General features: G+C 72.8%; 20 protein-coding genes, 2 tRNA genes and 1 pseudogene. 4 read left to right on the top strand and 19 right to left on the bottom strand.

All coding sequences use genetic code 11. From position 1 onward, the window contains the following. Positions 1-257 (top strand): ferredoxin (locus B7P34_RS28515; protein ID WP_146166954.1); only part of this gene is annotated, 257 nt, incomplete at its 5' end. A gap of 96 nt (positions 258-353) precedes the next feature. Here the strand turns inward: B7P34_RS28515 and B7P34_RS28510 are convergent. Then, a tRNA-Ala gene (locus B7P34_RS28510) sits at positions 354-426 on the bottom strand. Here B7P34_RS28510 and B7P34_RS39830 point away from each other — a divergent pair. Beyond that, positions 394-1,551 (top strand): annotated as a pseudogene (locus tag B7P34_RS39830) (glycosyltransferase family 87 protein); the annotation flags it as partial. The gene B7P34_RS28510 and the pseudogene B7P34_RS39830 overlap by 33 nt on opposite strands. Before the next feature lie 289 nt (positions 1,552-1,840). Here the strand turns inward: B7P34_RS39830 and phsA are convergent. From phsA to B7P34_RS37725, 9 genes are all read right to left on the bottom strand, one after another. Then, on the bottom strand, positions 1,841-3,655 hold the full coding sequence (gene phsA, locus B7P34_RS28500; RefSeq protein ID WP_106681071.1) for an O-aminophenol oxidase PhsA: 1,815 nt from the start codon (positions 3,653-3,655) through the stop codon (positions 1,841-1,843). A 106-nt stretch (positions 3,656-3,761) separates the two neighbouring features. Continuing rightward, positions 3,762-3,935 (bottom strand): hypothetical protein, encoded by a 174-nt coding sequence (locus B7P34_RS28495; RefSeq protein WP_286157520.1) that lies wholly within the window; start codon positions 3,933-3,935, stop codon positions 3,762-3,764. A gap of 184 nt (positions 3,936-4,119) precedes the next feature. Further along, a tRNA-Ala gene (locus B7P34_RS28490) sits at positions 4,120-4,192 on the bottom strand. Positions 4,193-4,304: 112 nt separating this feature from the next. Then, a complete protein-coding gene (locus B7P34_RS28485; RefSeq protein ID WP_353620274.1) occupies positions 4,305-4,919 on the bottom strand; it encodes a histidine phosphatase family protein in 615 nt (204 codons plus the stop codon). A 48-nt stretch (positions 4,920-4,967) separates the two neighbouring features. Continuing rightward, positions 4,968-5,414: a ribosome silencing factor gene (gene rsfS / locus B7P34_RS28480; protein ID WP_106681069.1), complete on the bottom strand. Its 447-nt coding sequence runs from the start codon at positions 5,412-5,414 to the stop codon at positions 4,968-4,970. Between the two features lie 134 nt (positions 5,415-5,548). Continuing rightward, positions 5,549-7,192, bottom strand: a complete 1,644-nt coding sequence (locus B7P34_RS28475; RefSeq protein WP_106681068.1) for an LCP family protein — start codon at positions 7,190-7,192, stop codon at positions 5,549-5,551. A 31-nt stretch (positions 7,193-7,223) separates the two neighbouring features. Then, a complete protein-coding gene (nadD, locus tag B7P34_RS28470; protein ID WP_106681067.1) occupies positions 7,224-7,829 on the bottom strand; it encodes a nicotinate-nucleotide adenylyltransferase in 606 nt (201 codons plus the stop codon). Between the two features lie 55 nt (positions 7,830-7,884). Next, entirely contained in the window at positions 7,885-8,049 is a 165-nt protein-coding gene (locus tag B7P34_RS37730; protein ID WP_189383120.1) for a hypothetical protein, read from the bottom strand. A 105-nt stretch (positions 8,050-8,154) separates the two neighbouring features. Next, positions 8,155-8,322 carry a hypothetical protein gene (locus B7P34_RS37725; protein WP_043188928.1) on the bottom strand — a complete coding sequence of 56 codons (168 nt, stop codon included), beginning with the start codon at positions 8,320-8,322 and terminating at the stop codon, positions 8,155-8,157. A gap of 76 nt (positions 8,323-8,398) precedes the next feature. Here B7P34_RS37725 and B7P34_RS28465 point away from each other — a divergent pair, with 76 nt between their 5' ends. Beyond that, positions 8,399-9,520: a M48 family metallopeptidase gene (locus B7P34_RS28465; protein WP_106681066.1), complete on the top strand. Its 1,122-nt coding sequence runs from the start codon at positions 8,399-8,401 to the stop codon at positions 9,518-9,520. A gap of 204 nt (positions 9,521-9,724) precedes the next feature. Here B7P34_RS28465 and B7P34_RS28460 read toward each other — a convergent pair whose 3' ends face one another. From B7P34_RS28460 to proB, 5 genes are all read right to left on the bottom strand, one after another. Continuing rightward, positions 9,725-10,777 carry a hypothetical protein gene (locus tag B7P34_RS28460; RefSeq protein WP_106681065.1) on the bottom strand — a complete coding sequence of 351 codons (1,053 nt, stop codon included), beginning with the start codon at positions 10,775-10,777 and terminating at the stop codon, positions 9,725-9,727. 155 nt (positions 10,778-10,932) lie between these two features. Further along, positions 10,933-11,574, bottom strand: a complete 642-nt coding sequence (locus tag B7P34_RS28455) for a hypothetical protein (RefSeq protein WP_106681064.1) — start codon at positions 11,572-11,574, stop codon at positions 10,933-10,935. A gap of 50 nt (positions 11,575-11,624) precedes the next feature. Further along, on the bottom strand, positions 11,625-12,908 hold the full coding sequence (locus B7P34_RS28450) for a glutamate-5-semialdehyde dehydrogenase (RefSeq protein ID WP_223268327.1): 1,284 nt from the start codon (positions 12,906-12,908) through the stop codon (positions 11,625-11,627). A gap of 137 nt (positions 12,909-13,045) precedes the next feature. Beyond that, positions 13,046-13,441, bottom strand: coding sequence for a hypothetical protein (locus B7P34_RS28445; protein WP_223268326.1), 396 nt, complete (start codon positions 13,439-13,441; stop codon positions 13,046-13,048). A 294-nt stretch (positions 13,442-13,735) separates the two neighbouring features. Then, positions 13,736-14,878 (bottom strand): glutamate 5-kinase, encoded by a 1,143-nt coding sequence (gene proB / locus B7P34_RS28440; RefSeq protein WP_223268325.1) that lies wholly within the window; start codon positions 14,876-14,878, stop codon positions 13,736-13,738. Between the two features lie 235 nt (positions 14,879-15,113). Between proB and B7P34_RS28435 the strand changes: the two genes are divergently transcribed. Beyond that, on the top strand, positions 15,114-17,150 hold the full coding sequence (locus B7P34_RS28435) for a hypothetical protein (protein ID WP_106681061.1): 2,037 nt from the start codon (positions 15,114-15,116) through the stop codon (positions 17,148-17,150). Positions 17,151-17,277: 127 nt separating this feature from the next. On the opposite strand, the gene obgE is transcribed toward B7P34_RS28435, so the two are convergent. The 4 genes from obgE to B7P34_RS37720 form a co-directional block, all read right to left on the bottom strand. Next, positions 17,278-18,714: a GTPase ObgE gene (gene obgE / locus B7P34_RS28430; protein WP_106681060.1), complete on the bottom strand. Its 1,437-nt coding sequence runs from the start codon at positions 18,712-18,714 to the stop codon at positions 17,278-17,280. Positions 18,715-18,845: 131 nt separating this feature from the next. Next, the gene (gene rpmA, locus B7P34_RS28425) at positions 18,846-19,100 is read right to left on the bottom strand and encodes a 50S ribosomal protein L27 (RefSeq protein WP_030366504.1); all 255 of its coding nucleotides are present in this window, start codon (positions 19,098-19,100) and stop codon (positions 18,846-18,848) included. A gap of 14 nt (positions 19,101-19,114) precedes the next feature. Further along, a complete protein-coding gene (rplU, locus tag B7P34_RS28420) occupies positions 19,115-19,435 on the bottom strand; it encodes a 50S ribosomal protein L21 (RefSeq protein ID WP_106681059.1) in 321 nt (106 codons plus the stop codon). Positions 19,436-19,653: 218 nt separating this feature from the next. Continuing rightward, on the bottom strand, positions 19,654-20,110 hold a 457-nt coding region (locus tag B7P34_RS37720; protein WP_223268324.1), incomplete at its 5' end, for a hypothetical protein.

The raw sequence follows: 20,110 nt of genomic DNA, 5'->3' as shown, positions 1-20,110 counted from the left end.
CCGGCGCGGCCGCCCCCGCGGACGGCGGCGGCCCGCGGCGCGCGGAGCGGCTGGCGGTGGACTGGACGCTGTGCGAGGGCCACGGGCTGTGCGCGGGCCTGCTGCCCCAGCTCGTACGGATCGGGCCGGACGGCTATCCGTCGCTCGCGGACGCGGGGGTGCCGGACCACCTGCGGGGCCGGGCGCAGCGGGCCGTGCGCCGCTGCCCGGCGCTGGCCCTGAGGCTCGACAAGGAACAGCTCGGCAGAGAGCGCTGAGCGTACGAAGGAGAGCGCGCCGGGCACGCGCAGCAGAGGGCGCCGGGCGCACGAAAAAGCGGGCCGTCCGTTTCCGGACGACCCGCTCATCTCCTGTGGAGCTAAGGAGAATTGAACTCCTGACCTCCTGCATGCCATGCAGGCGCTCTACCAACTGAGCTATAGCCCCTTGTCTTGCCTGCCGCCGGGATCCGTCCGGGCTTCTGCCCTTTCCGATTCCCCCTGGCGACATCGACAACATTACACGGACACCCCCTCCACCTGCCAAATCCGCTGCCCACCGGCACCGGGAAGCGGGGCGAATGGGATAACATCGCCCCCTCTTCGCCCGATTTATCCCCCTTGTTTTGTCACTCGTGGAACCGGAGCGCTCCTCGTGACAGCCTGGCCCGGCCTCCCCGGCCGCCGCAGCACCCTGGCCGCCGCCGCGGGCTGTCTGGTCTCCTTCTGCCTCTTCCTCCTCGCCCAGCGCGCCTCCCACGTCGCTTCCATCGACGTCCTCGTCTACCGCGCCGAAGGCTGGACCGTCCGCACCGGCGGCGACCTCTACGCGATGCGCGCCACGCACCGCGGGCTGCCCGCCACCTACCCGCCCTTCGCGGCGCTCCTGTTCACCGCCCTCACCCTGCCCGGCACGACCGCGCTCCGCGTCCTGACCGAGCTCACCAACCTCGGCCTGCTGCTCGCCCTCACCCACCTCTCCGTACGGCTCGTCGACGGCCGCCCGCGGGCCGCCGTGACACTCACGGCCGCCGCGCTGTGCGTCTGGTGCGAGCCCGTCTGGCAGACCCTGCGCAACGGCCAGGTCAACCTCCTCGTCGCCGTCCTGGTGCTGTGGGACCTGACGCGGCCCGCCGGGCACCGCTGGGCGGGCCTCGGCACCGGCCTCGCGACGGGCATCAAGCTCACCCCCGCCCTGTTCGTCGTCCACCTGGCCGCCACGGGCCTGGCCCGCCGGGCGGAGGGCGGGCCGTGGCTGCGCCGGGCGGCCGTCGCCACCGCCGCCTTCGGCGGCACGGCGGCACTCGCCGCGCTGGCCCTCCCCCACGACTCGCGCCGCTTCTGGACCGACGCCGTCTTCGCCGCCGAGCGGGTGGGCCACGCCGAGGACACCGCCAACCAGTCGCTGCGCGGCGTCCTCGCCCGGCTGCTGCACACCGGCGACCCCGGCCCGTGGTGGGCGGTCGCCGCGGCGGCCGTCACCGCCCTCGGCCTGGCCGTGGCCGTACGGACCCTGCGGGCCGGGCCGCGGGGCGCCGCCTGGGGCGCCCTGTCCTGCGCGGCCACCGCGCTGCTCGTCAGCCCCGTCTCCTGGTCGCACCACTGGGTGTGGTGCGTTCCGGCCGGGCTGCTGCTCGCCCGCGAGGCGGCCGAGCGCCGCAGCCCCGCCTGGTGGGCGGGGACCGCGGCGGCCGCCGCGCTGTTCTGCTCGTACGTGCTGTGGCGCGTCCCGCACAGCGTCGAGGGCCGGCCCGAACTCCACCAGAGCGGCGGCCAGATGCTGCTCGACGCCGGCTACCCGGCGGCCGGGGCGGCCTTCCTCGCCCTGGCCGCCCTGCGGGCCGCGGGCACCGGCGGGACCGTCAGCCCGAGTGACCGTCGTGGCCGTGGCCGCCGTGCTCACCGTGGTGGAACTTCAGTACCTCGCCCGGCATCACCACGAACGGACGCATCATCCCCATGTCCTCGTGCTCCAGCAGGTGGCAGTGGTACATGAACCGGCCGCGCGCACCGCGGAAGCGGCCGATCACGTTCACCATCTGCCCGGCGGGCACCTGGATCACGTCCTTCCAGCCCGCGTCGCCGTCCGGCACCGGCGCCGTCCCCCCGTGCTCCAGCGGCGTCAGCGTGCCGCCCAGGGCCGGGTCGAACGGGCTCTTCGGGCCCGCCGGGTAGAGGTCCCGGCTCAGCACCTGAAAGTCGATCAGGTGGATGTGCATGGGGTGCGTGGGGCCGCCCAGGTTGAGGAAGCTCCACTGCTCCCAGCCGTCGTAGGTGACCATGAAGCCCAGCGCGTCGTCGAAGGACTGCGCGGCCCTGCGGTACGTGCGCAGCTTGCCGTCCGCGCCCCTGACCTGGATCACGCCCTCGCCCGGGATCTGCACGTCCCCGGGCTCGGCCTTCTGCATCTCCCACATGCCCGGGTGGGCGTTCCCGGCCGTGCCGGGCGGGACCAGCGCGATCAGCCGGTGCTCGTGCCCGGGGGCCGTGTCGTGGGTGATCCGCTCGAAGGAACCGGAGATCACCGGCGGCAGCACGAACGGGTCGTCCTCCTCCTCGTCCGCCACCCGGAACTCCATGACCTGCGGGTACGCGACCCCCGGGGCCTCGTTGACCAGGCGGACGCGGCGGCCCCGCAGCAGACCGAAGTTGATCAGCAGGTCCATCCGCTCGGCGGGGGCCACGGACAGCGGCCCGTCCAGCGGCAGGGGGCGCGGCAGCAGTCCGCCGTCCGTGCCGATCTGCCAGGCCGCGCCCCGCACCGGCGCGCCGGTCTCCTCGTCCACCAGCCGGAGGGCGTAGGTGCGGGCGTTGGAGGCGTTGAGCAGCCGGAAGCGGTACCAGCGGGCCGTCACGTCCAGGTGCGGCCAGATGACGCCGTTGACAAGGGTGTACGGGCCGTTGAAGGCCCGGGTGACGTTCTTTCCCTGCGCGTCCTTGCCGACGATCACGGTCTTGTGGAGGAGCCGGCCGGACAGCCTGCCGTCCGGGTCCGTGTCGAGGTTGCGGTCCTGGACGATCAGCGGGATCTCGTGGCCGCCCGAGGGCAGGCGCAGGGCGTCCTCCTCGTCGTCCCGCACGAGGTACATCCCCGCCAGGCCCGCGAAGACGTTCCACCGGGTGATGTCCATGGCGTGGTCGTGGTACCACCAGGCGACCGCGCGGTGGTCGTTGGGATATTCGGAGAGCTGGCTGTCGCCGGGCGCGACGGCGTTCTCGGACCAGCCGTCGTTGCCGCCGCCGGTGGGCGCGCCGTGCAGGTGGGTGACCGTCCACGGCGGCAGCGCGGCGACGTCGGCCAGCGGCACGGCGTCACCGCGGCCGGGCAGGGTGTCGGGCACCGGGGCGCCGGGCGCCTGCGCGGCCTCCACGGCGGTCACCGGGTGGGGTCCGGTGAGGCGGTTGCTCCAGGTGACGCGCAGCCGGCGGCCGCGGCGCACCTCGATGGTCGGCCCCGGGACGTGGCCCTCGTAGGCCCACACGCGGGTGGGCGGCAGCTGCGAGTGCAGCCGGACCCAGGTGGCTGTCTGCTCGATCTCGATGCCGTGGAGCGCTTCGGTCCGGCCGGGCCGGAGCACCGGCGGGACGCGCAGGGCGTCGAGGAAGGGTGTGAGTTCGGGCGCGGGCGCTTCGGAGCCTTCTCCGGAGCCGGCCGGGCTGACGACTGTTTCGGTCACGCGGTGTCCTCCGCATGCTTCCCCCGTACCGCCGGCCGTTCCCGGCGGCAGCTTCACCCCTCAGGACGCCTCCCGCCTCCCGGGTGGTTGCCCGGCCGCGCGCGGCTCAGGCCGTGGCGAAGGAGTAGAAGCGCTTCAGGGCGCAGTGCTCGTCCAGCAGCCGGCCGTAGATCGGCTCGCCTTCCAGCTCGCGGTAGGTCTCGATGGGGTCGCCTTTTATGATCAGCGCCCGTGCGCACTCCACGCACCAGTACTGGTAGGCCGAGTTGAGCGGTTCCATGTCTCGGACGATCGGTGTGCCGCTGCCGCACCAGTCGCACTTCCGGCTGTGAGCACCCATGGGTCAGCCGTTCCCTCCCCTTCGGCTCGTCCTCCGCTCCCGACAGCCGGATTCTGCCACGGGAATGTGCCGGTAAAGCAAACGATCCCGCCTCCGGTGACGGAGACGGGATCGTTTCGAACTGTGGAGCTAAGGAGAATTGAACTCCTGACCTCCTGCATGCCATGCAGGCGCTCTACCAACTGAGCTATAGCCCCGCTGTTCTCAGGTCTTCCGGCGTTTCCCCCGGCGTTCCCCGCGAACAAGAAGAACTTTAGCCTGCCACCTGCCCGGATGTGAAATCCGGGCCCCGGGGCGCCCCGGCGGCGGTCAGTCGTCGTCGCCGAGGACGGGCTCGGGGAGCGTCCCCGCGTTGTGCTCCAGCAGACGCCAGCCGCGCGCGCCCTCGCCCAGCACGGACCAGCAGCAGTTGGTGAGGCCGCCCAGCGCCTCCCACGACCGGGACTCCAGCTGCAGCAGCCGGCCGATGGTGGTGCGGATGGTGCCGCCGTGGCTGACGACGACGAGCGTGCCGTCCTCGGGCAGCTTCCCGGCCTGCTCCAGGACGACCGGGGCGGCCCGGTCGGCGACCTCGGTCTCCAGCTCGCCGCCGCCGCGCCGGACCGGCTCGCCGCGCTTCCACGCCGCGTACTCCTCGCCGTACCGCGCGATGATCTCCTCGTGCGTGAGGCCCTGCCACACGCCCGCGTACGTCTCGCGCAGCTCGGCGTGGTGGCTGACCTGCAGGCCGGTGACCGCGGAGAGCTCCGCCGCCGTGGCCGCGGCCCGCCGGAGGTCCGAGGCGATGATCGCGTCCGGCCGGAGCCCGGCCAGCAGCCGGGCGGCCCGGCGCGCCTGCGCGACGCCGGTTCCGGTCAGCTCGATGTCCGTGGAGCCCTGGAAGCGGCGCTCCAGGTTCCAGGCGGTCTGGCCGTGCCGCCACAGGACGATGCGGCGGCCGCGGCCGCCGGTCTTGGCGCTGGTCAGCTCAGCTCACCGGCCCGCGTCGTCGAAGCCCTCGCCCGCCTCGGCGGCCTGGGCACGGGCGTGCTCCTCGCCCTTGCCGCGGGTGGCGGCGGCGTCGGCGGGCAGCTCGATCTCCGGGCAGTCCTTCCACAGCCGCTCCAGGGCGTAGTAGACGCGCTCCTCGCTGTGCTGCACGTGGACGACGATGTCGACGTAGTCCAGCAGCACCCAGCGGGCGTCACGGTCGCCCTCGCGGCGCACCGGCTTGGCGCCGAGCTCCTTGAGCAGGTGCTCCTCGATCTCGTCGACGATCGACTTGACCTGGCGGTCGTTGGGGGCCGAGGCCAGCAGGAAGGCGTCGGTGATCGACAGTACGTCGCTGACGTCGTACGCGATGATGTCGTGCGCGAGCTTGTCGGCGGCCGCCTGGGCGGCGGCCTTGATGAGCTCGATGGAGCGGTCCGTGGCGGTCACAAGCCATGCTTTCGGTCGAAGGGGGTCAGGTACCCATCAAGGGTCTCACGACCCACCGGTGGCCCTCCTGGGCATTTCACCGCCACCGGACGGGACCGCCGCCCCGGCCGCCCCGTCCGGGGCGGCCGCTCGCGTCAGCCCTTGTAGTCCTTGCCCAGGACCACGGTGACGTCGGCCGTCCCGGCCTCCTTGGCCTGCTTCACGGCGCCCGCCGGCAGCCCCAGGGTCTTGGCGACCTCCCTGGCCTGCGCCGCCCGCTTCTCGTCCGCGTAGAGCACCGCCGAGGCCGTCTCCGCGGCGCCCGCCGTGCCGCCGTCGATCACGCTGTAGCCGCTGTTGACCAGGGTGATCTGCGCGGAGGTCGCCGCGCCCTTGCCGCCTGTGGCGTTCTTCACGCTCACCCGGGGCGCCGCGTTCGGGTCGGTGTTGCGCACCGTGCCGCCCAGGACGTCCTTGACGAGCCCGCCGGTGGCCTTCTCGCCGAGGGTGCCGTCCTGCTGCACGGGGAGCACGGAGGTGGCGTACGAGCCCTTCTTGGCCAGCGCCGCCAGGTGGGCCAGGGAGGCGCCCAGCTGCTCGGTGGACAGCGACGGGTCGGGGATCTGCGCCAGCGTCTCCACGGTGCGCGTCGCCGAGGCGCTGTCGGCCGGCATCTTCTTCAGCACCGCCTGCATGACCTGGCCGAACCGGGTGAGCTGCTTGCCCTCGTCCTCGCCGGGGCCCCGGTAGGTGGCGTAGGCCACCGCCATGCGGCCGCTCAGGCTCTGTGCGGTGCCGCGCCGGACCACCGGGCCGTCGCCCTGCTTCTCGCCGGGGACGTCCGTGTCCGTGTCGGCCTCGATCCCGCCGACGAGCTCGACCAGGTTCTCCAGGTAGGGCGTGTCCAGCCGCCAGCTGCCCTTGATGTCGGAGCCCAGGAGCGTGTTCAGGGCGTCCCGGGTCGCGCCGGTGCCGTCGTCCTGGACGGACTTGCCGAGCGTCGTGGAGCCCGCGCCGCCCTCCTTGGCGACGGCCAGGGTGTTCGGCAGCAGGACCGTGGTGCCCTTCGCCGTGGTCTCGTTGTCGACCAGCAGGGCCGTGGAGGAGCCGCCGCCGTGCGTCTGCCGCAGGTGGACGACGATCACGTCGCGCTTCTGCCCGCCGCCCGACGCGGCCGTGCCCTTCTTGCCGTCCGAGCCGCTCAGGAACAGGTAGGCCGCCGCGCCGCCCACCGCGAGGACGAGCACCACGGCGAGCGCCACGATCCGGTTGCGGCCCTTGCGCTTGCGCTCGTCGCGCCGCTCGGTGCGGCTCTCGCTGAACTTGAGCCAGTCGATGACGTCCTCGGAGTCCTCGTCGGGCTCCTCGATGAACGAGAACTGCTCGGTCCGGTAGTCCTCCCCCGCGGCGGGGGCGGCGGCCCGGCCGGGGGCCTGCCGGGGCTCGGGGATGGGGATCTGCGGCGCCTGCTCCTGCGCCGGGGCGGGCGCGTGCGCCGGGGGCTGACCGTGCCCGTGTCCCTGCGGCTGCGCCTGAGCCGGTGCGGGCTCCGAGGCGTACGGGTCGTACCCGGTGTACGTCTGCTGGGGCTGCTGAGACTGCTGGTGCGCCTGCTGCTGGGGTTGCTGCTGCACCTGCTGGGCGTACGGGTCGTACCCGTACGCCGGCTGCTGCTGGAGGGGCTGCCCGTAAGCGTCGTACGCCAGTTCGGGCGCGTCCGGGCGGTACACCGGCTGCCCGTAGGCGTCGTAGCCGTACACCTGCGGCTGGTGTGCGTACGGGTCCTGTCGGTCGTTCACCGGTTCCCCTCGGTACCCCTCGGTCCGTGCCTCAGTGCCGGTAGAGCTTGCGCTTGTTGATGTAGCGCACGACACCGTCGGGGACCAGATACCAGACCGGGTCGCCCTGCGCCACGCGCGCCCGGCAGTCCGAGGAGGAGATCGCGAGGGCGGGCACCTCGACGAGGGAGACGCCGCCCTCCGGCAGCCCGGGGTTGGCCAGTATGTGGCCGGGCCGGGTCACGCCGATGAAGTGGGCCAGGGAGAACAGCTCCTCCGTGTCCCGCCAGGTGAGGATCTGGGACAGCGCGTCGGCGCCCGTGATGAAGAACAGGTCCGAGTCGTCGTTGAGCGCGGCCAGCTCACGGAGCGTGTCCGTGGTGTACGTCGGGCCGCCGCGGTCGATGTCGATCCGGCTGACCGAGAACTGCGGGTTGGACGCCGTGGCGATCACCGTCATCAGATAGCGGTCCTCCGCCGGCGACACCTCGCGGTGGCTCTTCTGCCACGGCTGGCCCGTCGGTACGAAGACCACCTCGTCCAGGTGGAAACGTGCGGCCACCTCGCTCGCGGCGACCAGGTGGCCGTGGTGGATCGGGTCGAAGGTCCCGCCCATCACGCCGAGCCGCCGCTTCGCGGGCCCTGTCTGCTCTCCCATGCGTGCAGACCCTACTGGGCGCGGCCGGGGGCCGGACCCCCAGGGACCGGCTCGCTCAGCGGTCGCGGTTGAAGCGGGTGGTGACCCACAGCAGGAGCAGCAGGATGACCAGGGCGGCGCCGCCGGTCATGAACGGGCTGATGCTCGGGTGCGTGTCGACGTGCTCGCCCTCGGAGGCGAGGGTGGCGAGGGCGGTGTGCGCTGAGGCGAAGGCAGTCATCGTCGGCAGGACCTATCCGGGACGGTAGCGGGCAGAGACTTCTGCCACATCGTATGCGGGGGCCCCGGGCGGGCTCACGCCGACTCCACGCCACGTGGCGCGGCGTCAGTCCTTCTTGTAGCCGCGCAGCAGGAACCAGGCCAGGAAGACGATCCCGACCACGCCGACGATCAGCACCGTACGGATGACGGGACCCGGCCCCGTGTCGTCCTTGGAAACGGCGAGGAGCTCGGTGACGCCGGGCTGCGCGGCGAGTGCATGCAAAGGGGACATGCCTCCACGGTAGCCCCGCCGGCGGCAGCGCCTAGGGTGGGGTCCGGAAGGTGCGTACGCCGCCGAGGGGGTCTCGATGAGTGACAGCAGCAACGGCAGCAACGGCCATGCGCCCGAGGAGCGGCCGCCCGGCCGGCAGCGCAGGCGCTTCCCGGGCATCTCGTCCCGCGCCTACGAGCACCCGGCGGACCGCTCCGCCCTCGTGGCGCTGCGCAAGCTCAGCGGCTTCGACACGGTCTTCAAGGCGCTGAGCGGGCTGCTGCCCGAGCGCAGCCTGCGCCTGCTCTTCCTGTCGGACTCCGTGCGCGTGGGCGAGCAGCAGTTCCAGCACCTGCACACCATGCTGCTGGACGCCTGCTACGTCCTGGACCTGCCGAAGGTCCCGCCGATGTACGTCACGCAGGACCCGCAGCCCAACGCGATGTGCATCGGCCTGGACGAGCCCGTCATCGTCGTCACCACGGGGCTCGTCGAGCTGCTCGACGAGGAGGAGATGCGGGCCGTCGTCGGCCACGAGGTGGGGCACGCCCTCTCCGGGCACGCCGTCTACCGCACCATCCTGCTCTTCCTGACGAACTTCGCCGTCAAGATCGCCTGGATCCCCCTGGGCAATGTCGCGATCATGGCGATCGTGACGGCGTTGCGGGAGTGGTTCCGCAAGTCGGAGCTGTCCGCGGACCGGGCGGGGCTGCTGGCCGGCCAGGACGTCCAGGCCTCGATGCGCGGCCTGATGAAGATCGCGGGCGGCAACCACCTGCACGAGATGAACGTGGACGCGTTCCTCGCGCAGGCCGAGGAGTACGAGGCGGGCGGGGACCTGCGCGACTCCGTCCTCAAGATCCTGAACGTGCTGCCGCGCAGCCACCCGTTCACGACCGTGCGGGCGGCGGAGCTGAAGAAGTGGGCCGCGAGCCGGGACTTCCAGCGGATCATGGACGGGCACTACCCGCGGCGCGAGCAGGACAAGGACGCTTCGGTGACCGACTCCTTCCGGGAGTCGGCGAACCACTACGCGGAGTCCGTGAAGGCCGGCAAGGATCCCCTGATGGGGCTGGTGCGGGACATCGCCGGCGGCGCGGGCGATTTCGGCGGCCGCCTGCGGGACGTCTTCACGGGCCGCCCGGGCGGTGCGGGGGGCGGCTCCCCGCAGGACCCCGGGAAGGATCCCGGAGGCCCCTCGGAGGGCGGGACGGCCTAGCGGCCGCGGAGCCCCGGCCCGGAGCCCCGAGCCCGGGGTCTCGGCCGTTCGGCACCGCCGGATTCCGCCACGGGGGCTGAGCGCCGTCGCGGCGGAAGGAAGGTGCTGAGCCCCGCAGGATTTTTGCCGCCGCAACGGTGCTCAGCCGTCGACGGCCCTTCCGGCGGTGCCGGACCGGCAGCAAGCCGTACGCAGGGCAAACGCCTAACGCGGCGGCGCCGCCAGCGCCCCGCACACCGCGCCGGCAGGCGGATCCGTGCTGTACGGGTCCGTGTCCGGCACGGACCCGTCCGGCTTCTGGCCGGCCAGGAGCGGCCGCAGATAGGCCTCGTCATCGGCCGAGCAGGACTGCGGGCCGGCCTGCAGATAGCTCTGCACCACGATCAGGTGGTGCTCCTGCAGCCCGTCCCGGTCGAACCGGAACCGCATCTCCCGCCGCACGGTGAACAGCGACGCGTCCTGCGGGCCGGTCGCCGGGCGGACGGCGTAGACGAAGGTGTGGTCGGCGGAGACCTCCAGCGTCGCCGGCCCGGTCTCGGAGACGTGGAAGACGCCGCGCGTGCGCACGGGCGTGTCCACGAGGGCGACCCGCGCCGGGTCGAAGCGCACGAGCCAGGCCGTGGCCGCGTGCCGCCCGTCGTTCGCGGGCCGGTCGAAGCTCCGGTCGAACTGGTCGAGTTGGGCGGGGTCCAGCAGCAGCCGGACGGTCCGCTGGGAGCCTCCGGTGAGCACGGCCGGGTCGAGGGCCGACTTGACCGTGTACTCCTTGGCGGCGGCGAGGGCCGCCATCACCTGGCTCTCGGAGAAGTGCTGGGTGCTGCGCGCGGGCGGCAGGTTCACGCCTTCGGTGCCGAGCCGGAACTGCGCGGCGGGGCTGCGGTCGAACAGCTCCTGCGCGCTGCCGCCGGGCACCGGGTCCTTGGGGGCGAGCGGCACGAGCATGGCGCGCATCGGCTCGGCGGCGGGCACGACGGGGTCCTTGTAGGGATGGCGCAAACCCATGTAGACGGCCGTGCCGAAGGCCAGGGCTATGAGGATCACGAGGACGAGGACCTGCCGGGAGGTGCTGACCCGGGACCACACGTGCCGGTTGCGGACGGCGAGCGCGTGGTCACCCATGCGCTCGCTGGCGGAGAGCTCCTGGAGGCGGGCAGCGCGGACGAACGATTCGTCGAAGACGACGGATCGGTACTCGTCGTCCCCACCTGCCGGGACACCCTCGGGCGTGCCCTCAGGTGGGTCTCCAGGCCCGTCCATACATCAAGAGTAGGTCTGCCGGGGCTCCGGTAAACGCCGTGGTACACGACAAGTTCCGAAGAAATTCCGGAGCGGATCAGGCTGCCGGGGCCACGCACATAGGTGCAGGTCACAGCGGTTGCGGCGGGTGAGCCCCTGGCCTCCGGCGGGGCCGATCAGGGGCGGGGCGCCGCCGAGGCCACCGGAGGCTCGGAATCCGCTGATACGGAGGGCAGCGGGCCCGGCCGGGAGCCCGCCGGGGCGTCCACGCCGGTGGTCGCGGGCGGCGGATCGGAGCTCGGCCGATTGCCCGAGGAGGCGCTGCGGTAGACGGCGGCGAAGGCGAGGGCCACCACGCCTATGCCCATCACCACCGCGAGAACCCAGGCCACCGGACGGTGCCAGCGGGCATGGCCCCGGTAGGGGCGCCGAGGGCCGCCGTGGCGGCCGTACGGCCCGTAGGCGTCGTCCGGGTCCAGATCGTGGGTGAGGGCGGGCCAGGGGCCCGCACGGCCCGGGTGGTACCCGGGCAGGGCGCCGCCGAAGCCGTCCTCATAGGCGTCGAGATCATCGTCGGCGGGGCCGCCGCCGGACCGGGAGCGGGGCGACGGAGCGGACTGTGACGTCTCGCTTTCGGCGCGTGCCCGGTCGGCGGCGAGCATCCGCTCGACCGCTGAGGGCTCGCGGATCCTCGCGGACCGCACGAACTCCTCGTCGAAGACCACGGAGGCGAAGGGGTCGTCCCGATCGTCCCCGCTGCGGTTGCTGTCGGGCTCCTCGCCGTCCGGGAACGGCTGGCCCCCCACGTCGTCCGGCACCCGTCCAGCGTAGCCCCGGAACGGTCAATCCGCTCAGCCCGTAGGGGAATTCAGCTCGCGGGGAGGCCGTTGCCGCGCACGTGGCCGTCGCCCGTGACGATGTACTTCGTCGACGTCAGCTCGGGCAGGCCCATCGGGCCGCGCGCGTGCAGCTTCTGCGTGGAGATGCCGATCTCGGCGCCGAAGCCGAACTGGCTGCCGTCCGTGAACCGCGTCGAGGCGTTGACCGCGACGGTCGTCGAGTCCACGAGCTGGGTGAAGCGGCGGGCGGCGGCCTGCGACGTGGTCACGATGGCCTCCGTGTGGCCGGAGGACCACAGCCGGATGTGGCGCACCGCGGCGTCCAGGTCGTCCACGACGGCGGCGGCGATGTCGTACGAGAGGTACTCGGTCTCCCAGTCCTCGACGGTCGCCGGCACCACCGTGGCGGGGCCGCCCTCGGCCAGCTCCACGACGCGCTCGCAGCCGTGCACCGTCACGCCGGCCTCCGCCAGGGCGGCGAGCGCCTTCGGCAGGAACTCCGCGGCGATGTCCTGGTGCACGAGCAGCGTCTCGGCCGCGTTGCACACGCTGACGCGCTGCGCCTTGGAGTTGACGAGGATGTCCACCGCCATGTCCAGGTCGGCCTGCGCGTCCACGTACACGTGGCAGTTGCCGGTGCCCGTCTCGATGACCGGGACCGTGGACTCCTCCACGACCGTGCGGATCAGGGAGGCGCCGCCGCGCGGGATCAGCACGTCGACCATGCCGCGGGCGCGCATCAGCTCGCGCACCGACTCGCGGCTCTCGCCCGGCACCAGCTGCACGGCGTCGGCCGGCAGGCCGGCCCCGCCCACGGCGTCGCGGATGACGCGCACGAGCGCACTGTTGGAGGCGTACGCGGAGGAGGAGCCGCGCAGCAGGACCGCGTTGCCGGACTTCAGGCACAGCGCGGCCGCGTCGACGGTCACGTTCGGCCGGGCCTCGTAGATGATCCCGACGACGCCGAGCGGCACGCGGACCTGCCGCAGGTCGATGCCGTTGGGCAGGGTGGAGCCGCGGACGACCTCGCCGACGGGGTCGGGCAGGGCCACCACGTCGCGCACGTCCTTGGCGATGGCCCGCACCCGCTCCGGGGTGAGGGTCAGGCGGTCGACGACGCTCTCGCTCGTCCCGGCGGCACGGGCCTTGGCGACGTCCTCGGCGTTGGCCTCGACGATCTCCTTCGTCCGCACCTCGAGGGCGTCGGCGATGGCCAGCAGCGCCTCGTCCTTCACCGAGCGCGGCAGTGGCGCGAGCTCCGCGGCGGCGGCGCGGGCGCGGTAGGCGGCGCGCAGCACCGGGGACTGCGGCATCGGGTCGGCGAGGGGGGAGGGGAAAACGCTGCTCATGACTCGCAGGGTAGTCGGGCGGGGCCCGGGGTCACCACGCATTCCGGTCCGTGGACGCGCGGTCCGGCCCGCGGACGGGCCGGAGGGGCGCACCGGCCCGCTCAGAACGGGTGGACGCCGACCGGCGTGGCCGGCAGCGGGCCGTAGCCCTCGGCGATCCGCTGGTGGTACGTCTCCCGGTCGATGACCTCCAGGCCCACGATCTCCCACGGGGGCAGCCGGGCCGTCGAGCGGTGCTCGCCCCACAGGCGCAGCGCGACCGCCGCGGCGTCGTGCAGGTCGCGCGCCTCCTCCCAGTACCGGATCTCGGCGTGGTCGTGGGCGTAGCGGCTGGTCAGCAGGAAGGGGTGGTCGTGGGCGAGCTGTTCGAGCGCCCGGCGCACCTCGGCGAGCGGCGCCTCGGCGCCCGAGACGCTGAGCGTGATGTGCCACAGCCGGGACACTTCCACCGCATCGCCGCCGCCCGTGACGCTCGTCAGCGCGCGAGTCTCCCCCACGGCCCCGCGGGCCCGGGCGGAGGAGCCCGCGGCCGTGGCTGGGGGCGTGCCTCCAGCGCGGGGCAGCGCCCCTGGGCGCCCTCGTCTCACCGGCGGCCTCCTTGCTCGCTGCTCCGCGTGCGTACGGCGGAGCGGTGGTGCTGGTCGTCGCTCTCGCATCAAAGTTGACCAGTCTGCGGGCGGCCGTGTGGGGTTTTTGCAGAAAGGCCCCATGGAAAGGCTGGACTTACCGCACTGTCCGGCCCCGCCGCGGGGCCGGATCCGTCACCGCTGTGTCGCCGTGGGTGACGCTCGTCAGCGGCGCAGCACGACCAGGTCGTCGCGGTGCACGACCTCGCGCTCGTACTCCGGCCCGAGCTCCCGGGCCAGGTCACGGGTGGAGCGGCCGAGCAGCTGCGGGATCTCGGCCGCGTCGAAGGCCACGAGCCCGCGCGCCACGGCCCGGCCCCCGGTGTCGCGCAGCTCCACGGGGTCGCCCGCGCTGAACTCTCCCTCGACCCCGGCGATGCCCGCCGGCAGCAGCGAGCCCGTGCCCTCGACCACGGCGCGGACGGCGCCCTCGTCGAGGGTCAGCGCGCCCCGGGGCGTGGAGGCGTGCGCGAGCCACAGCAGGCGGTCGGCGGAGCGGCGCCCGGTGCGGTGGAAGAAGGTGCCGGTGGGGCGGCCGGCGAGGGCGTCCGCCGCGTGGCTGGCGGAGGTGAGGACGACGGGGATGCCGGCGGCGGCCGCGATCCGGGCGGCGTCGACCTTGGTGACCATGCCGCCGGTGCCGACGCCCGCCTTGCCCGCGCTGCCGATCGAGACGCCCTCCAGGTCCTTCGGCCCGGTGACCTCGTCGATCCGCGAGGTGCCCGGCGTGGACGGGTCGCCGTCGTAGAGGCCGTCCACGTCGGAGAGGAGCACCAGCAGGTCCGCCCGCACGAGGTGGGCCACGAGGGCGGCCAGCCGGTCGTTGTCGCCGAAGCGGATCTCGTCCGTGGCCACCGTGTCGTTCTCGTTGACGACCGGCACCGCGCCCATGGCCAGCAGCTGGTCCAGCGTCCGGCGGGCGTTGCGGTAGTGCGCACGGCGGCTGGTGTCGTCCGTGGTGAGCAGCACCTGGCCCACGCGCCGGCCGTAACGGGCGAACGACGCGGTGTAACGGGCGACGAGGAGGCCCTGGCCGACGCTGGCGGCGGCCTGCTGGCGGGCCAGGTCGCGCGGGCGGCGGTCGAGGCCCAGCGGGGCCAGCCCGGCCGCGATGGCGCCGGAGGAGACCAGCACGATCTCCTTCTCGCCGCCGGCCTTGGCGAGCGTGTCGACGAGCGCGTCAACGCGGTCGGCGTCCAGTCCCCCGCCCGCGGTGGTGAGCGAGGACGACCCCACCTTGACCACGATCCTGCGCGCGGCCGCCACCGCCGCCGCACGGACCCCTTGCTGCTCCCCTGCCCCAGTCACTGCACACACCTCAGCCGAATCGCCGGTCGCCCGCCTCTGCCGGGCTGCCTCAGGCCCGCAAATCTACCGTCTGAGATTGTGGTCGTTCGGCCCTGTTTTGCGATGATTGCCGTCACGGAAGATTGCTCCTGGACCAGCCCGCGTCATACGGTCAGTAGCTGACCGTTGTCCAGGCACGGTTTCCCCCACACTCGAACAGTCCCCCCTTCTCGTCCGCCTGCCAGGAGCCCTCCCAGTGCCTTCTGCCGGAACAGCCTCCCGACGCGCCGTCCAGGCCGCGGCGCTGATCGCGATGCTGGTGTTCTTCGCCACGCAGCTCGTCGGCGCGCTGCTGCCCAACGTGCCGTTGCTGATCGCCGCCTCCGCGGCGGGGCTCGCCCTCGATCTCTACCTGCAGCACCGTGACCCCGGTCTCGTCGCCGTCCTCGGCAAGGTCCGCTTCGACGTCATGGTCCGGCAGCTGCTGCGCGACATGCTGGTCCTCCTCGGGCTGCTCCGGCTCCAGGGCGACGGCTCGCTGCGCGGATACGCCCCCCTCTTCGTCGGGCTCGTCCTCTTCTACGCCGCGCACCTCGCCTGCCAGGCCACCGCGATCCTGGTCCGGCGCAGCCGCACGCTGCCCTTCGTGACCCGCAACATCGACACGACCGGCCTGCGCCTGACCGCCGCCCCGCCGCGCCTGCTGGCCCGCCAGCACGGCCGCCGCCTGCTGCGCTTCGCGATCCCCGCCACCGCGGGCATGCTCGTCACCGTCGGCACGGAGAAGCCCCTGTGGGGCGTCCTCGGCATCGCCGTGGCCCTCCTGCTGGCCGCGGGCGGCACCGTCCACCTCGCGGGCTGGCTGCGGCCCAAGAAGCGCATCGCGGACGAGCAGCGGGCCCTGGAGTGGCTCGACCGCTGGCTCGCCGACTACCAGCCGACCGTGGGCATGTACTTCTCCGGCGGCACCACCTCGGCCTACCAGGCCAACATGTGGCTCTCCACCCTCGCCGCGCTCGACGGCAACCCCGTGATCGTGCTCCGCGAGCGCTTCATGGTGCAGAAGATCGAGGCCACCGACGTGCCGATCATCTGCATCCCCAAGGTCGTCCACCTGATGGCCCTGGAGAAGTCCTCGCTGAAGATGATGATCCACCCGGCGAACTCCGGTAAGACCTCGCAGGTCCTGCGGATGCCGTCGATCAAGCACGCGTTCATCAACCACGGCGAGAGCGACAAGCTCTCCAGCTGCAACCCGTACTCCAAGGCGTACGACGAGATCTGGGTCGCCGGCCCCGCCGCCCGCGAGCGCTATCAGCTCGCCGACATCGGCGTCGACGACCGCGACGTGGTCGAGGTCGGCCGCCCGCAGCTCGCCCCGATCCGCCCGTACGCGGGCGCGCCCACCCGCGAGTTCACCACCGTCCTCTACGCCCCCACGTGGGAGGGCTGGGACGGCAACCCCGGCAACACCTCGGTGATGCTCGCCGGCGAGAACATCGTCCGCGCGCTCCTCGCCGACCCCAAGGTGCGCCTGCTCTACAAGCCGCACCCGATGACCGGCTCCGTCGACCCCCGCGCGGGCCGCGCCAACGAGCGCATCCAGGCCATGATCCGCGAGGCCGCGGCCGCCCGCACCGGCGCCCGCCCGGGCCCGGAGGCCGCCGCCGAGCTCGACCGCCGCACGGCCGAGCTCGACCGCCTGACGACGAGCACGTTCCGCGACAGCGCGGACGAGATCGAGCGGATGATGCTCCAGGGCACGCCCGAGGCGGGCCGCGCCGCGACCGTCGAGGCCGCCACCGCCGCCTGGGAAGCCGCCTACTGGGCCTCCCTGCCGGACTGGGAGCACCAGATCATCACCACCGCCCGCCCGGCGCTCTTCAGCTGCTTCAACGAGGCGGACGTCCTGATCAGCGACGTGTCGAGCGTCGTCTCCGACTACCTGATCAGCGAGAAGCCGTACGCCGTCGCCAACACCAGCGGCATGACCGAGGAGGAGTTCCGCACGAACTTCCCGACGGTCAGCGCGGCGACGATCCTCACGCCGGAGGCCGGCGAGGTCGCCGGGCTGCTCGCGGCCGTCCGCGACCCCCGCCTGGACGGCCTCGCCGAGGCCCGCGCCGAGCTCAAGGTCCAGCTCCTCGGCCCGTCCGACCCGCCGTCCCTGGTCCGCTTCAACGCGGCGGCGCTGGCGCTCGCCGCGGAGGCGGACGCCCGGCGCGCGCGGATGGAGGCTCGCGCCTCCGAGATCCCGATGCAGCGGGAAGCGGACGCGGCTGCGGCGGTTTAACGGCGCGTCAGCATGACGAAGGCCCCCGGGAGGCGAACCTCCCGGGGGCCTTCGTCGTGCATGTCAGCCGGCTGCAGGCCGTCCGTGGCAGGTCGCGCAGTTCCCCGCGCCCCTCACGGGGCACCCGTCAGAACGGGTTGAACTCGTCGTACTCCCGCTCCGCGTCATCCCGCTCCGCATCCCGGTCCCGGCGCCGCTGCGCGGCAGGCCGCGGGGCCTCGAGGCGATGGTCCTCACCACGGCGGCCCAGCATCTCCGCGCCGGCGGCCATCGACGGCTCCCAGTCGAAGACGACCGCGTCGTCCTCGGAGCCGATGGCGACGCCGTCGCCCGCGCGGGCACCGGCCTTCATCAGCTCTTCCTCGACGCCGAGGCGGTTGAGGCGGTCGGCGAGGTAGCCCACGGCCTCGTCGTTGTTGAAGTCGGTCTGCCGCACCCAGCGCTCCGGCTTCTCGCCGCGCACGCGGTAGAGGCCGTCCTCCTCCAGGGTGACGGTGAAGCCCGCGTCGTCGACGGCCTTCGGGCGGATGACGATGCGGGTCGCCTCCTCCTTCGGCTTCGCGGCGCGCGCCTCGGCGACGATGCCGGCCAGCGCGTAGGAGAGCTCCTTGAGGCCCTGCCGGGAGACGGCGGAGACCTCGAAGATGCGGTAGCCGCGCTCCTCCAGCTCGGGCCGGATCATGTCGGCGAGGTCCTGGCCGTCGGGGATGTCGACCTTGTTGAGGACGACGAGGCGGGGCCGGTCCTCCAGGCCGCCGTACTCCTTCAGCTCGGCCTCGATGACGTCGAGGTCGGTGACGGGGTCGCGCTCGGACTCCAGCGTCGCCGTGTCGAGGACGTGGACGAGCACCGAGCAGCGCTCGACGTGGCGCAGGAACTCCAGGCCGAGGCCCTTGCCCTGGCTGGCGCCGGGGATGAGGCCGGGGACGTCGGCGATCGTGTAGACGGTCGCGCCGGCGGTGACCACGCCCAGGTTGGGGACGAGGGTCGTGAAGGGGTAGTCGGCGATCTTCGGCTTGGCGGCGGAGAGCACCGAGATCAGCGAGGACTTGCCGGCGCTCGGGTAGCCGACGAGGGCCACGTCGGCGACGGTCTTGAGCTCCAGGACGATGTCGCCGGTCTGGCCGGGCTCGCCGAGGAGGGCGAAGCCGGGCGCCTTGCGGCGGGCGGAGGCCAGCGCGGCGTTGCCGAGGCCGCCGCGGCCGCCCTGGGCGGCGATGTAGGTGGTGCCCTCGCCGACGAGGTCGGCCAGGACGTTGCCCTTGGCGTCCAGGACGACGGTGCCGTCCGGGACGGGCAGGACGAGGTCGGAGCCGTCCTTGCCGGAGCGGTTGCCGCCCTCGCCGGGCTTGCCGTTGGTGGCCTTGCGGTGCGGGCTGTGGTGGTACTCGAGCAGGGTGGTGACGGACTGGTCCACGACCAGGATCACGTCGCCGCCACGGCCGCCGTTGCCGCCGTCCGGGCCGCCGAGCGGCTTGAACTTCTCCCGGTGCACGGAGGCGCAGCCATGGCCTCCGTTACCCGCGGCGACGTGCAGCTCGACGCGGTCCACGAAGGTGGTCATCGCGGTGTGCCTCCAGATACAGATGGGGATGTCTTACGTTGTAACGCAGCGAGGGCGGACCCGCTTCCCGTGCAGGGAAGGGAGGTCCGCCCTCGCGATCGCTCTACGGCGCGCTAGTCCAGGGAACTGGATCAGGCAGCCGGAACGATGTTGACGACCTTGCGGCCACGGTGGGTGCCGAACTGCACCGCACCGGCCTCAAGCGCGAACAGGGTGTCGTCGCCGCCGCGACCGACACCGGCGCCCGGGTGGAAGTGGGTGCCGCGCTGGCGGACCAGGATCTCACCGGCGTTGACGAGCTGACCGCCGAAGCGCTTCACGCCGAGCCGCTGAGCGTTGGAATCGCGACCGTTCCGGGTGGACGATGCGCCCTTCTTGTGTGCCATGTCTCCTCAGTCCCTTACTTCGCAGCCGTGGGGATGCCGGTGATCTTCACCGCGGTGTACTGCTGGCGGTGACCGATGCGCTTGCGGTAACCGGTCTTGTTCTTGTACTTCAGGATGTCGATCTTGGCACCCTTGTGGTGGTCCACGATCTCGGCCTGGACCTTGATGCCCGCCAGGACCCACGGGTCGCTGGTGACGTTCTCGCCGTCGACGACGAGGAGCGTCGAGAGCTCGACCGCGTCGCCCACCTTGCCGGTGGAAATCTTGTCAACCTCGACGATGTCGCCGACAGCAACCTTGTGCTGACGGCCACCGCTACGCACGATTGCGTACACGCGGATCTCACTCTCTCGCTAGTAAATGGGACCTCTGATGCCAGCCGCTCGCACGGGCCAAAAACCCGTGACGGTCCGAGTGGACGAGCGGCCTCTCCCGGCGGGGCCGGAAGGTGTTTGCTCAGTGGCGTGGTGTCGTAACAGACACCGACCGTCAAGATTACGTCCCCTTGACGAACGGGTCAAACCGGCCCCCTTGACGGGGGCCGGTTCACCTCTCAGTCCTCCGAGGAGGACACCGCTTCCGCGGCCGCCTTCTTCGTCGTCCGCTTGGCCGGGGCCTTCTTGGCCGCCGTCTTCGTGGCGGTCTTCTTGGCCGCCGACGTCGCGGTCTTCTTCGCGGTCGTCGTCTTCTTGGCAGCCGTCTTCTTGGCGGCGGCCTTCTTCGCCGGAGCCTTCTTGGCCGCCGTCTTCTTCGCGGCCGTCTTGCGGGCGGTCTTCTTGGCCGGGGCAGCAGCCTCGGCCTCCTCGGCCTCAGCGCCCTCGACGCCCTCGACGCCCTCGGAGACGGGCTCGGCGGCCGGCTCGGCGGCCTCGGGGGCCTCCGGGGCCGGCTCGGCCACGACCGGGGCCTCGACGACCACGACGGCCGCCTCGGCGTCCGCCGGCGACCCTGCCGGAGCCGAGACCCTGCGGGTCACCCGGCGGCGCGGCCGCGCGGGAGCGGCCGGAGCC

This window comes from Streptosporangium nondiastaticum (assembly GCF_003011965.1).
Classification (GTDB): domain Bacteria; phylum Actinomycetota; class Actinomycetes; order Streptomycetales; family Streptomycetaceae; genus Streptomyces; species Streptomyces nondiastaticus.
The sequence above is the reverse complement of the archived record's forward strand: the minus strand, read 5'-3'. Positions and strand labels throughout refer to the sequence as shown.

What these genes read in the sequence shown, in the direction of transcription:
- B7P34_RS28495 (WP_286157520.1), bottom strand. Translation starts at nt 3,935, where the DNA reads ATGGAACCGCTCAACTCGGCCTACCAGTACTGGTGCGTGGAGTGCGCA.
- nadD (WP_106681067.1), bottom strand. Translation starts at nt 7,829, where the DNA reads ATGGGAGAGCAGACAGGGCCCGCGAAGCGGCGGCTCGGCGTGATGGGC.
- B7P34_RS37730 (WP_189383120.1), bottom strand. Translation starts at nt 8,049, where the DNA reads ATGACTGCCTTCGCCTCAGCGCACACCGCCCTCGCCACCCTCGCCTCC.
- B7P34_RS37725 (WP_043188928.1), bottom strand. Translation starts at nt 8,322, where the DNA reads ATGTCCCCTTTGCATGCACTCGCCGCGCAGCCCGGCGTCACCGAGCTC.
- B7P34_RS28465 (WP_106681066.1), top strand. Translation starts at nt 8,399, where the DNA reads ATGAGTGACAGCAGCAACGGCAGCAACGGCCATGCGCCCGAGGAGCGG.
- B7P34_RS28460 (WP_106681065.1), bottom strand. Translation starts at nt 10,777, where the DNA reads ATGGACGGGCCTGGAGACCCACCTGAGGGCACGCCCGAGGGTGTCCCG.
- B7P34_RS28450 (WP_223268327.1), bottom strand. Translation starts at nt 12,908, where the DNA reads ATGCCGCAGTCCCCGGTGCTGCGCGCCGCCTACCGCGCCCGCGCCGCC.
- obgE (WP_106681060.1), bottom strand. Translation starts at nt 18,714, where the DNA reads ATGACCACCTTCGTGGACCGCGTCGAGCTGCACGTCGCCGCGGGTAAC.
- rpmA (WP_030366504.1), bottom strand. Translation starts at nt 19,100, where the DNA reads ATGGCACACAAGAAGGGCGCATCGTCCACCCGGAACGGTCGCGATTCC.